Source organism: Acinetobacter sp. T_3_1 (assembly GCF_025377055.1).
GTDB classification, from domain to species: Bacteria; Pseudomonadota; Gammaproteobacteria; order Pseudomonadales; family Moraxellaceae; genus Acinetobacter; species Acinetobacter kookii.
In genome coordinates, this window is the sequence record NZ_JACHVD010000020.1 from 27,666 (window position 1) to 40,726 (window position 13,061).

Annotated in this window: 8 protein-coding genes and 1 pseudogene; 4 read left to right on the forward strand and 5 right to left on the reverse strand. The window is 42.7% G+C overall.

Translation table 11 applies throughout. The features are described from left to right. Window positions 1-82 precede the first annotated feature (82 nt). The 4 genes from H4I94_RS14285 to H4I94_RS14300 form a co-directional block, all read right to left on the reverse strand. On the reverse strand, window positions 83-2,332 hold the full coding sequence (locus H4I94_RS14285) for a catecholate siderophore receptor Fiu (RefSeq protein ID WP_261183528.1): 2,250 nt from the start codon (window positions 2,330-2,332) through the stop codon (window positions 83-85). Window positions 2,333-2,700: 368 nt separating this feature from the next. After that, complete coding sequence (locus H4I94_RS14290) at window positions 2,701-3,384, reverse strand: Fe2+-dependent dioxygenase (protein ID WP_261183529.1); 684 nt, start codon at window positions 3,382-3,384, stop codon at window positions 2,701-2,703. A gap of 110 nt (window positions 3,385-3,494) precedes the next feature. After that, window positions 3,495-5,783: a TonB-dependent receptor gene (locus H4I94_RS14295; RefSeq protein WP_261183530.1), complete on the reverse strand. Its 2,289-nt coding sequence runs from the start codon at window positions 5,781-5,783 to the stop codon at window positions 3,495-3,497. 212 nt (window positions 5,784-5,995) lie between these two features. Continuing rightward, entirely contained in the window at window positions 5,996-8,179 is a 2,184-nt protein-coding gene (locus tag H4I94_RS14300) for a TonB-dependent receptor domain-containing protein (protein WP_261183531.1), read from the reverse strand. Between the two features lie 280 nt (window positions 8,180-8,459). Here H4I94_RS14300 and tig point away from each other — a divergent pair, with 280 nt between their 5' ends. The 4 genes from tig (at window position 8,460) to H4I94_RS14320 (ending at window position 12,825) form a co-directional block, all read left to right on the forward strand. Then, window positions 8,460-9,791: a trigger factor gene (gene tig / locus H4I94_RS14305; RefSeq protein WP_261183532.1), complete on the forward strand. Its 1,332-nt coding sequence runs from the start codon at window positions 8,460-8,462 to the stop codon at window positions 9,789-9,791. A 191-nt stretch (window positions 9,792-9,982) separates the two neighbouring features. Continuing rightward, complete coding sequence (gene clpP / locus H4I94_RS14310; RefSeq protein ID WP_086198326.1) at window positions 9,983-10,588, forward strand: ATP-dependent Clp endopeptidase proteolytic subunit ClpP; 606 nt, start codon at window positions 9,983-9,985, stop codon at window positions 10,586-10,588. Window positions 10,589-10,615: 27 nt separating this feature from the next. After that, a complete protein-coding gene (gene clpX, locus H4I94_RS14315) occupies window positions 10,616-11,926 on the forward strand; it encodes an ATP-dependent protease ATP-binding subunit ClpX (RefSeq protein ID WP_261183534.1) in 1,311 nt (436 codons plus the stop codon). 185 nt (window positions 11,927-12,111) lie between these two features. Continuing rightward, complete coding sequence (locus H4I94_RS14320) at window positions 12,112-12,825, forward strand: DUF2846 domain-containing protein (protein WP_261183535.1); 714 nt, start codon at window positions 12,112-12,114, stop codon at window positions 12,823-12,825. A gap of 99 nt (window positions 12,826-12,924) precedes the next feature. Here the strand turns inward: H4I94_RS14320 and H4I94_RS14325 are convergent. Next, a pseudogene (locus tag H4I94_RS14325) lies at window positions 12,925-13,061 on the reverse strand (IS4 family transposase); the annotation flags it as partial.

Here is a 13,061-nt window from a genome sequence, read left to right on the forward strand (position 1 = left end):
TTGAATCCAAAAGAATAATGTAGTGCATTAGAGCTCTAATACACTACAGTTATACTCAATCTGCTCAGACTTGGCGAATGACTTAAAACTTGTAGTTAAAGGTTAAGGCTGCTGAACGCGGTTGTCCTAATATCACACGGCCACCACCATTGTTCAAGGTGCTGATGTATTCCTTGTCTGCCAGGTTATAGACATTCAAGTTGACCGAGGCATTTTTATTGAAGTTATAGCCTGCCATCGCATCAAACACCACATAGCCTGGAATGTTAGGCATATTCGCCGCTGCCGTGCTGTCGGTAATCACACGTTTTTGCTCATCCACATAACGTGCGCCTAAACCCAGTTTAAAGCCGGCAACATCATAGGTCGACCATAAGCTTGCTGTCCATTCAGGTGACCAGCGCACATTGTTGGTTCGGGTAATTGCGCCAGTGGTTGCATTCACGCTCAGCTGATCTTCTTGTTCGGTTTTCATGTGCGCAACGCCGGCAGATACATTCCATGCTTCGGTAATTTTACCCACAGCACTCAGTTCAACCCCTTTTACGCTCGTTTTACCTTGCTGAATGGATTCTTGAGTAATGGCATCCTGGGTAAACTGGTTTTCATTTTCAGTGTAATAGGCAGCAGCATTAAGTGCCAGTTGATCATTCAGCAGATCCCATTTGGTGCCAATTTCATAGTGATGGGTTTCTTGCGGTTTTGCAGCCGCACTGTTAATTCCGTCTGCTGAAAGACTAAAGTTGGCACTTCCCGGAGGGGTCAGAGATTTGGCATAAGAAGCATATACGCTACTTTTAGCGGTAGGTTTAAATAGGCCGCCCAGTTTCCAGCTGACCAAGGTGTCATTCGCACCAAAACTCGCAGGAACCAAGCTGCTGCTACCCGATGGCAAGGTCAAAGCATCATATGCGGTATCATAATAGTCGACCCGTACTCCGCCATTCAGCTGGAAGCGCTCACCAAATTTAAGCGTATCGAATAAATAGGCGGCAGCTGTATCGGTTTCACCATGGGTATAGCCACCGTTATACATCAGTGCTGGCATTGCTTCATTGCGATCTGGATCATAAAGATTGGCCCAAGAGGTTGCTACCGTCGCTTGCCCCGGCATTTGTGTGGCCATGGTTTTGTTGTGTTGCTGTTCTTTTAAGAATTCCAGACCTGCAACCACATCATGCTCAATCGCACCGGTTTTTAAATTCAGGTTCAAAGTCGTTTGGTTAGCCAGAATCTTGTTTTCCTGATCGACACCCTGACGTGAACGGTTAACTTCCCAGTCTTTCGGATCAGTTGAACCATTGGTTCTTAAGCCCGCTGAACCGGTGTTGATCCCGGTTAAAACACGGTTCATGCTGGTTTTACCCAAACGGGTGATGTTGGTCAGCTTGACGTTTTCAGCCAGATCACTTTCAATTTTTGCCGTGTACATGTCTGCATCGACATCTTCATGGTCATTGGCCTGGCCATAATAATTTTCACGGTTGACTTTAGGCGCTGAAGCTAAAGCAGAATCGGCGTTGTAGAAACCCTTCATACCAATGGTCGGGATACCGCCATCCGGAATGTTGCGTTGACGGATATGCTGTGAATAGAGATACAAACGGGTATCGCTATCCAGTCCAAAGGCAATCGAGGGTGCAATGGCCCAACCGTTATTTTCAATAAAATCGCGACCTTCAACGCCGCCGTCCTGTCCCATGGCATTTAAGCGAACCGCCACGCTATCGTTGATCACCTGATTAATGTCGGCAGTCAGGCGGGCATGTTCTGCAGTATTGTAAGTGGCAGAAACTTCACGGCTATTTTCAGTGTGGGGCAGTTTGCTAGCCAGGTTGATATACCCGGATGCTGCGCCACGGCCGGCTTCCGCACCAGACGGACCTTTGACCACTTCAATCTGTTCCACGTTAAAGACATCGCGGGTGACCGCACCCAAATCGCGGATACCATCGACATAGGTAGAGGTTTGAGTCGAAAAGCCGCGCATTTGGAAGGCATCACCGGCACTGGTATTGCCATTTTCACCCAGTTGCAGGGTAATTCCCGGGGTGTTTCTTAAGGCTTCAACCAAAGAGGTTGCACCTTGTTCTTTTAATAGTTCTTTTTTAATCACTGAAATGGTTTGCGGAGTATCGACCAGTGGCTGGGTATATTTTGGGGAGCTGACGCTATCGGCTTTATATTTATTTTCTGCTTTAGATTCCAAGGTAATGGTCGGGAGCTGAGTTACGCCATTACTCGCCGCTGCATGAGTCATGAGCGGAAACGAGGCCGCTAATGCAACCAGTTGAGCGTTTCTGTGGTGTTTGCGGCTTTTGATGTGTGCCATGGTCAGTCATCCCTAGTTTCGTATAAGACAGAATTCCAATACTGCTTTGCAACTTTTGTGGTCAGTAATCTGGAACTAAAAGTGAACGTATTGTTATGGAATGTAACAATGGTGTAAATATTAATGATAATTATTATTATTTGCAATAAATTTATATGAGATTATCCGCTTTTATTTGAAATACTGTTTAAAAAAGTGCAATCGATGTACTGAATCCATTGCACTACTGAAAAAGAATAATGATTGGGTTGTGATTTTTATGCTCACTGACAATGAAATGCTTAACTCTGCTGCTCAGTTTCAGGGAAATTAAAATCATCCTCGCATTCATGCAGCACTTGAATCATGTGCTTTTCATGAGTTTAAACTTAGAGTTCAGCCCATTTGCGCATTAAATTATGATAAAGATTGGTCAGCTTGATCACTTCTTCGTGCTTGTCACCCAACTGCATACGCAAGTTCTGAATGGACTGATCCAGATTAAACAGCATGTGGCGTTCCGCATCATCACGAATCATGCTTTGTACCCAAAAGAACGAAGCAAGACGGCAGCCGGAGGTTACCGGCGTGACTTCATGCACACTGGTGGACGGGTAGAGAATCATATCGCCCGCCGGCAGTTTAACCTCATGATAGCCATAGGTATCTTCTACCACCAGGTCGCCACCTTCATATTCTTCCGGTTCACTCAAAAAAACCGTGCAGGACAAATCCGTTCGTAAGCGCTCATTGCTGCCACGGATACGACGAATCGAATTGTCGACATGAAAACCAAAGGCTTCATTGTTTTCATAACGGTTAAACAGGGGAGGAATAATGTCGAGGGGAATGGCCGCAGATAAAAACAAGGGATGCTGACCCAATGATTCTAAAATGATGGTACTTAAGTGATGCGTCAGGGGATGATCTTCAGGCAATTGCTGGTTTTGCTTGACCGTTGCTGAAAGTGTGCCGGCAGTGACTTTACCATTGACCCATTCAATTTTTGCCATTTCATCACGGAAATATTGAACTTGTTCTTTACTCAGGACATGCGGAATATGATGGATCACGGCAATACACCTTTGGATGAATAAATTTTTGTAGCTATAAAAATAGCCTCATGATGAGGCTATTTTCAATAAAATCCCATAAATAAATTATGGGATTTTAAAAGTCAATTTTAGTATTTAAAGTTGAGCGACAATACTGCGCTACGCCCTTCAGCTTCAGTGGCATAGTGAGACGCATACGCTTTAGTGAAATAGCGTTCATCAGACAAGTTATTGACATTCAATTGCAGGTCAACATTTTCATTGACGTTATAACGTGCCATGGCATCGTAACGCACATAACCTGGAACGTATTTGGTATTGGCTAGGTCGCCATAGACTTTGTCCATAGCAGTTGCACCAGCACCAAGTTGCAGTTGTGGCAGAACCTGATAGGTTGTCCAAAGTGTAGCGCTGTTTTTAGGAACATTCGGCATTTGGTTGCCGTTAAATACCGTTTGGTCAGTACAGGTTGTACCGCGACAGCTTACGCCATTCTTGGTCGCTTCACTATCTAGGTAGGTATAGCCTGCGCTGATATCCCATTTATCTGTAATTTTACCGTTCAAGCCCAGCTCGATACCGTCAACTTTGCTTTCGCCAATATTACTATAAGTAGTTGGGCTCAACTGGATACGTGCATTCTGCTTTTCAGTACGGAAAATAGCGGCAGTTAAATTCAAGCGATCTTGTAAAAGATCCCATTTGGTACCGATTTCAAAAGTCTGGCTTTCTTCAGGATCCAAGTTGCTATACGCTGCGCCTATACCTTCAGAACCGTCACCAGCATCTACACCCACAGGGTTGGCAGATGTTGCATAGCTGGCATAGATTGAACCATTTTCAACCGGTTTAAAAGTAAGGCCTGCCTGATAAGTGAAGAAATCAGTATCACTTTCAGTTTTAACTTGCTCGCCAACTTGTCTTGTTGGAGGGGTAGTGGATGAACCTAGAACAGCACTGTTACGTGCACCATAGGTCATGGTTTGTTCTGTATCAAACTTGTCCCAACGTAAGCCTAAATCTAAAATCCATTGTGGATTGAATTCAATGCTGTCCAGGAAATAAACAGAAGTGGACTTGGTTTGGGTGTTGTATTGGTCTGCACCTTCAGTACTGATACTTCCTGTCCATGGTCCCCGATTAGGATTCTGAACAGAAGTACACCAGCCCGAAGCAATATCGGCAGGGCTGCATTTGTTGTATTCTGCACCTGTGGTAGACAAACCATTCAGAATATATTGGGTACGATCTGTTTCTTGGTCGCTATATTCAGCACCTAAGTTAAAGCTATGCTTAAGAGCGCCGGTATTAAATTTTCCGGTTAACGCTAACTGGTCGGTAAATGTATCGGTATCGGCAATACGTGAGTTTACACGTGCCCATACATTCCCATTCTTATAAATGTTTCCTTGAGAATCATCCGGGTTGGTCCACAGATAATCATTTTTAGATTTGTTATAAACCGCGGTATTTGTAATGGTCAGATTGTCAGTCAGGTCATGTTCTAACTTGATTGTACCCACCTGATTTTCCTGTTTCTGGAAATCACGGTCTTCCCAGCCGTAATAAACGCCTTGCTTGACATCAATTGGCTTCCCTGAATATTGCGAATATCCAGTAGGATTGTTGTAGGGTACGCCTGAATCAGGAGTATCGTCTGTTTTTAGGTAGTAATAGCTTAAGGTCGCACGGGTAGGCGTATCCAAGCCAAAAGTAATACTTGGAGCAATACCGGCACGTTTATATTCAGTGCCATCGGCTTGACCGGCTTTTTCATTATGGTGGCCCATTACTGCTACACGGGCAGCAATACCGTTACCAAAATCTTTGTTGCCATCTAAAGTAATACGCTGGTAACTGTCTGTCCCTGCGCCAACAGAACCTTCTAATGAGTCGCCTTTTTTCGCAACTTTAGAAATCATGTTAACGCTACCGCCAGTTGTACCTGCACCGCCCATTGCAGAGGCTGAACCTTTGGTCACTTCAACCTGTTCGACAGCAAACATTTCACGGTTTTGTGAAGTGGCGTTACGCACACCATCGACATACATGGAACTTTCTGAGTTATAACCGCGAATAAATGGACGGTCGCCATTCGGGTTGCCGCCTTCACCAGCCCCTAAAGTAATCCCGGGCACTGTACGCAAAGCATCGCTCAAAGTTGTCACTTGAGTATCTTCAATCAGCTGCTTGGAAATGACAGAAACTGATTTAGGTGTATCCAGCAAAGGAGCAACAAACTTGGAGTTGGCAGATTGATCTACTTTTAGACCTTGAGCTGTTTCTGCTTCCGCCTGAGCATGAATAGTTTCAAGTTGAGCAACTTGATCTTGTGCAAATGCATTCGCTGCCATCACTGAAAGTGAGGAAACAATCGCAGAAGATACGATTTTTTTGCGTGTTTTAATGAAGGCCATGTCGAACTCAAAAGGGTACTGTGAAAACGTATGAGAATAATAATGATTCTTATTTTTTATCACTATGAAGTTGAATTGGAATTGACGATTCTTAAGATAAACTAAAACGGGATATTGAATGAAATAATGTAACTATTTGTAATTAAGTATTTGATTTATTTTAATATAGAAAAACCCTGCTTATGCAGGGTTTTTAATGGGGATTTTGAATATTAGAATTTAAACGTTGTACTTAACTGAACACGACGACCTTCTTGGGTATTGCTGTAATGGTTGTAATAACTGCCATCAATCAGTTCATGCTCATTAAAGTCTTTATCAAATACGTTATATAAAGCAACGCCCAGGTCCCAATTGTCGTTTACCCTAAAGTTGGAACCAACATGCAGCAAACCATAACTTTTAAACTCACCTAAAGCATCATAAACTTTTTGATTGGCAGCAGTTAAGTTCTCATAAGTTGAGGTGAAGCGTGCCCGTTCGCTACGGTATTCGCCACGTGCCCATAACTGAATATTGTCATCGGCTTGCCATTTTAATGAGGCATTTACGATATGTTCTGGCGTATCGTTAAGCGGAGGATTACCTAAAGTACTGTCTTTAATTTCAGTTTCTGTCCAAGTGTAATTCACACCGAATTTCCATGCCGGTGCAAATTCCCAGTTGAAGCCGGTTTCAATTCCATAGACTTCCGCTTTTTCTGCATTGGTAGGACGGGTAATGTTCCACGAATCTGGAAGTTTTTGTCCTCTACTCTGATAATAATCCATGACCCAAGGTGTACCAATGGATGCCATAAACTCTTCACAAGCAGCTTTATTGGTATTGGTATTACATCTTTGTTCAACATTGCCGGTAACGATTTTGTCTTCAATCTGGCTGTAAAAGGCCGTGATATTGGCATCAAAATTAGAATTGTTATTAAAATACGTGCCGATTTCAAAGTTATTACTGGTTTCAGGTTTTAAATCCGGATTACCAAAAACCGGAGTACGGCCTTGACCGCTAACATTATAAATACCCGTGGTGAGACGTTCCAAACGTGGAGCCTTATAACCTTCTGAATAGCCTCCCTTAAAGGTCCAGTTATCATTTGCATTCCAGACCAAATAAGCGCGTGGCGTCCAAAAGTCGCCAAATGTGCTGTGATCATCAAAACGTAGGCCGAGAGTTAAAGCCAGGCTGTCTGTAAATGACCAGGTGTCTTCTGCAAATAAACCCAGTTGATCAAATGACACTTCTTTATTGACACGTAAACCATCTTTAATGCTGGCATCCCACCATTGACCACCGAGGGTAATATTGTGTCCACTAAAATGTTGCGTGGTAAATTTGCTATCAAAAATGGTGTCTTCACTTTCTAGCAGCCGTGGGGTCACGGCTTGTGATAGACCTTGTGCACGCGAAGGAATTAAGCGGCCAACCGTTTCTGTTTGTGTATTACTGATACTTGAATCCAAAGTCCCCACACGGGTTTTCCAGCTATGGGCAAGAATGATTTTTTCACGGTTATATTCTTGCGCAGAGTTATAACCGCCATTGGCACCTAGAGTACCGAGCTGGCCATTACTGTTGTCATACCATTGTTCGGTCTGTTCATATTCTGCTGAGATATCATGATCATCGCTAGGGGTTAGAGTAAGACGAACGCCAATAGTTTCCAAATCAGACTTTGTCGGGTTATTGCCTTGAGTTAATTCGGTATCTGAATTGGCATCCGGGGTTATATGCGATTGATCGCGTTCAGCCTTACGACCACGGAGCTGAATACCCAGTAAATTCTGAATCAAGGGACCAGTGACATAGGCATCTACAGCACGATGGTTGCCAAAGTCAGAGGAGTTCGGGTTAAGGGTCCCTTCAAGTGTTACAGCGCCCGTCCATTCAGGTGAAACCTTTTTAGTGATGATATTCACCACACCCCCAATTGCATCTGAACCATAAAGCGTAGATGCAGGGCCACGAATCACTTCAATTCTCTCGATTGCGGAAACAGGCGGAATAAAACTATTGTTAGATTCACCAAATCCATTCGGTGAAATATCGCCAGTACTATTTTGTCTGCGACCATCGACTAATACCAAGGTGTATTCTGAGTCCATTCCACGAATACGAATGTTTAGCCCGCCAGTTTTACCCGCGGTCGGGCTAATATCGACACCTTCCACATCTACTAAAGCATCTGCAATCGAAGTAATTCTTTTATTTTTCAAGTCTTCTGCTGTGATGACTGTAATGGATGCAGGCGCATCTTTTAATTTTTGTTCGTAGCCTGTAGCCGATACCACAAGAGTTGAAAGCTGATGGGGAGCAGATTGTGTTTCAGTATTGGCAAAAACGGAAGGAGAGGTAGTTAGAATGGCAAGGCCAAGCGGGCGGAGATTGAACTGACTCATACAATAGAATTCCAAAGATGGACGAGATAAATAACTGAAAATAAACAAGACAGAATAAAATGCATTAATGGTAATGATAAGACTTATCATTTGCAATAAAAAATATACAAAAATATTAAAGTGGGAATAAAGAGAGGAGATTTTTTACATTCAATTTAAATTTAATCGCAGAACAAGACAAAAATAGTGGTTAATTCATACTGCTTTGTATATCTTTCAATGTTGTCATATAATGTGGCACTTTCAAAATTGCAATTACTATTTCTATATCGAGGAAGCCATGCAAGTAACTTCTGAAGCGGTTTCGGGCGTTGCCCGTCGTTTAAATGTATCTGTACCGACGAGCCGTGTGAACGAGCAATTTGAAGCTCGTTTAAAACGCACTGCTAAAACTGTGAAGATCAACGGCTTCCGTCCAGGTAAAGTACCTTTAAATGTAGTACGTCGCGAATATGGCGCAAGCATTTATCAAGAAGTTGTGAACGATGTAATTCGTGACACAGTGTTTGAAGCGATCCAGCAAGAGAAAATCAATGCTGTTGGCATGCCAAACATTGAAAAAGTTGAAAACAAGGAAGACGCTCTTGTTTATGAAGCAACTGTAGAGGTTTATCCAGAAGTTGACGTTAAATTTGACGGCTTGGAAGTTGAACGTAAAGCAACTGAAGTGAGCGACAAAGACGTTGATCAAATGATCGAAAACCTTCAAAAGCAACGTGCAAGCTGGACTGAAACCAAAGGCATGGCTAAAAAAGACATGCAAGTGACTTTCGACTTTGAAGGTTCAGTAAATGGCGAAAAATTTGAAGGCGGTTCTGCAACTGACTTTAAACTTGTTTTAGGTTCTGGCCGTATGATCCCTGGCTTCGAAGACGGTATCGTTGGTATGAAGAAAGGCGAAGAGAAAGTGATTGATGTTACTTTCCCTGAAGACTACCAGGCTGAAAACCTTGCGGGTAAAGCAGCTCAATTCAAAATCACTGTGAAGCTTGTTGAAAAACAAAAACTTCCAGAAGTTGATGCTGAATTCTTGAAAATCTTCGGTTTAACTGAAGAAGAAGGCGTTGAAAAATTAAAAGCTGACGTTCGTAAAAACATGGAACGTGAAGTGAAAAACGGTCTTCGTAACCAGGTAAAAGGCGCGACTTTTGATGCCCTTGTAGCTGCAAATGAAGTTGAAGTTCCTGCTGCGATGTTGTCTCAAGAAATTGATCGTCAACGTCAGCAAATGATTCAACAGTTCACTCAACAGTTTGGTGCTCAAGGTGCGAAAGCATTTGACAGCAGCATGCTTCCAGATGACCTGTTCAAAGAACAAGCTGAAAAATCTGTAAAACTTGGCGTGTTGGTGAGCAAGGTTTTAGCGGACGCTAAAATTGAAGTAGATCCTGCTCGCGTTGACGCTTACATCGAAGATATGGCTTCTTCTTACGAAGACCCAACTGAAGTGATTGAATACTTCAAAAATGACAAACAGCAACGTGCTCAAATCGAAGCTGTTGTATTAGAAGATCAGGTTGTTGATCACATCTTGGCTTCTGCTAAAGTGACTGACAAAAAAGTAAGCTATGAAGACTTATTGAAAGAGCAGCAAGCTCGTCAACAAGGTTAAGCTTAACTGACTGAAAAAGGCGCATCATGCGCCTTTTTTTATGTACAGGCTTATCGTGAACCTGTCCTGAATTCACAATGCTTATATAAAAAATATCTGTTATTTAATTGGGAATATTTTGCATTTTCAGCAATTATCCCTCATATTGTGACTATGAGTTGAGTAACAAAAAATTTAGGAATAAATAACGTATGTATGTTCCAACAATTGATAACGCTTTAGTGCCAGTGGTGGTTGAACAGTCTTCTCGTGGTGAGCGTTCTTTCGATATTTTCTCACGTCTTTTGCGTGAACGTGTCATCTTTTTAACCGGTGAAGTCGAAGACAATATGGCAAATTTAATTGTTGCTCAAATGTTGTTTTTAGAAGCAGAGAACCCAGATAAAGATATACACCTCTATATTAATTCACCAGGAGGTTCAGTGACTGCAGGTATGGCGATTTACGATACCATGCAATTCATTAAACCAGATGTCGTGACGTATTGTATGGGACAGGCAGCCTCTATGGGAGCCTTCCTGCTCAATGCAGGTGCTAAGGGTAAACGTTATTGCCTAGAAAATGCCCGTGTGATGATTCACCAGCCACTTGGTGGTTTCCGTGGTCAAGCATCGGATATTGAAATTCACGCACGTGAAATTCTATTCATTAAAGAACGTTTAAACCGTTTAATGGCAGAGCATAGTGGTCAAGACTATGAAACTGTTGCCAGAGATACTGACCGTGACAACTTTATGACAGCGCAGGCTGCTAAAGAGTACGGTCTCGTGGATGAAGTGTTAAGCAAACGTCCATAATTTTCAGATTTTTATATTGGAGTGAATATGTCCGATCATCCTCAAGGACAAAAGCATTGTTCATTTTGCGGTAAAACGCAGTCTGAAGTCGGGAAACTGATTGCAGGTGAGGACGCTTACATCTGTAATGAGTGTGTGGACGTATGCCTGGATTTAGTCCAAACCAGCCAGCAGGTTGAATCTGGTGATTGGGCAAGTAAGCCTTTGCCTAAGCCACACGAAATTCGCGCTGCACTTGATCAATATGTGATTGGTCAGGATGTGGCGAAGAAAACGCTTTCAGTTGCAGTCTATAACCATTACAAGCGTCTAAAAGTGACTCATAGCGGTCATAAGCATGATGATGCGGTTGAACTGGCGAAAAGTAATATTTTACTGGTTGGACCAACAGGTTCGGGTAAAACCTTGCTTGCACAGACTTTAGCGCGTTTGCTGGATGTGCCATTCGCCATGGCAGATGCCACCACGTTGACCGAAGCAGGTTATGTCGGTGAAGATGTTGAAAACATCGTACAGAAGCTGTTGCAAAAAGCCGATTATGATGTAGAAAAAGCGCAAAAGGGTATTATCTATATCGACGAGATCGACAAGATTACCCGCAAATCTGAAAACCCGTCGATTACCCGTGATGTATCCGGTGAAGGTGTTCAGCAGGCGTTGTTGAAAATGATCGAAGGTACGGTTGCTTCCATTCCTCCGCAAGGTGGTCGCAAGCATCCGCAGCAAGAGTTCATTCAGATTGATACCTCAAATATCCTATTTATCTGTGGCGGTGCCTTCTCTGGTCTGGAGAAAATCGTACAACAGCGTCAGGAAAAAGGCGGTATCGGTTTCACTGCTGAAGTGAAGAACAAAGATGAAACTCGAAAGTTGTCTGATTTGTTCCGTCAGGTTGAAGCAACAGACTTGGTGAAATTTGGCTTAATTCCAGAATTTATTGGCCGTCTGCCAGTCATTGCAACTTTGGACGAGCTGGATGAAGAAGCATTGATGCAGATTCTGACTGAACCGAAGAATGCTTTAACCCGTCAATATCAATATTTATTTGATATGGAAAATGTGGATCTGGTATTTGAAGATTCAGCACTGCGTGCGGTAGCGAAGAAGGCCCTGGAGCGTAATACAGGTGCACGTGGTCTGCGTTCAATTCTGGAAAATGCATTACTTGAAACCATGTATGATTTACCAAGCCGTACCGATATCGGGACTGTGATTGTGAATGATGCAGTGATTTCTGGTGAAGCAAAACCTATGTTAAAAGCAGAACGTCAGCCCAAGTCAGAGACTGAAAATGCCTCTAAAGTAGATTTAAAAGTGGTTAATTCTAAATCTGCTTAATTTGCTATTCGTCAGAAACGTGCGGAAAACTTGTGTTTTCGCACGTTTTTTATTTTCAAAAATAAAACGCGATGTTAATCTCGGTGATTAGGCGTGGACGCCTAAATAAAATCAATACATAGCGAACAATGAAGTGCTTAATTTAATTTCGTACAAAAATAAAAAATACGCGGTGAGGGAAAATCATGCGTGGAGTCTGTATTGCAGTCTGTGCAAGCTTTATTTTATTGGGATGTCATGGCAAATCTGCTATGGAACACACTCAAGCGACATCAACCTTAAAACCTGTAGATACTGAGCATGAACCGGGATTATTGGAACAATACCGTTTTGGCATGTTTAGCATTGGAGGTTGGGTCAATCAAAAAATGGGACAGCGCTTTCAACCGGTGCAGGCACAAGATGAGCAGGCTGCCATAGTGTATCTATACCGTCCTGACAGCAAATGGAACCGTCAGGAAATTGTGGCATCCAGTCTGTTTATTAATAGTGAGCGTATCCCAAGCTTATTAAATAATCACTATTATTGGGTAGAACTGCCTGCCGGAACCTATCGCATATCAACCAGCCGCCCTGTGGGTGTGCAGCATTTTCAAAAGCCCAAATATCTGGATTTTACCGTGCAAGCGGGACAGTCTTATTTCATTAAGTATGATGAAGAAAACTTAAGTACCCGTCGTGAAGTTTCCGGACCTTTAATTATGGTGCCGGAAAAAACCGGTTTAAATGAAATTGCCTACACCCAGCTGAAGTCAGAAAGTTATAACTTTGTTGCCCTGGATCAAAAAAGCGGGAAGTTACGTAAGAAAGCGCAAAAACTGAAACCAGCAAAATATGATCCAGCGGAAGATGTGCAACTGACCAAGCCGTTTAAGATTTGGAATCCTCTTACGTGGTAAAGGGCTTTCAGGTTTGAAAAGACAGCTGATTGATTGCATATAGCAGAGATCAATCATGCAAAAAAAAGCACCCATTTGGGCACTGCTGTCCCACAATTTTTACAAGAGGAAGCTCACATGAGCTTCCTCTTGTTTGATGGGGATCTTATCGGGTGAGAATAAAGCTTTTAAAGTTTTTCTTTCAAATAAATTCACTTGAATTATTCTGAGTAAGCGTTGAACTGTCCAACCCGCTT

Bases quoted from the DNA above. Each gene is read 5' to 3' on its own strand.
- H4I94_RS14300 (WP_261183531.1), bottom strand. From the start codon at position 8,179: ATGAGTCAGTTCAATCTCCGCCCGCTTGGCCTTGCCATTCTAACTACC.
- clpP (WP_086198326.1), top strand. From the start codon at position 9,983: ATGTATGTTCCAACAATTGATAACGCTTTAGTGCCAGTGGTGGTTGAA.
- H4I94_RS14295 (WP_261183530.1), bottom strand. From the start codon at position 5,783: ATGGCCTTCATTAAAACACGCAAAAAAATCGTATCTTCTGCGATTGTT.
- tig (WP_261183532.1), top strand. From the start codon at position 8,460: ATGCAAGTAACTTCTGAAGCGGTTTCGGGCGTTGCCCGTCGTTTAAAT.
- clpX (WP_261183534.1), top strand. From the start codon at position 10,616: ATGTCCGATCATCCTCAAGGACAAAAGCATTGTTCATTTTGCGGTAAA.
- H4I94_RS14285 (WP_261183528.1), bottom strand. From the start codon at position 2,332: ATGGCACACATCAAAAGCCGCAAACACCACAGAAACGCTCAACTGGTT.
- H4I94_RS14320 (WP_261183535.1), top strand. From the start codon at position 12,112: ATGCGTGGAGTCTGTATTGCAGTCTGTGCAAGCTTTATTTTATTGGGA.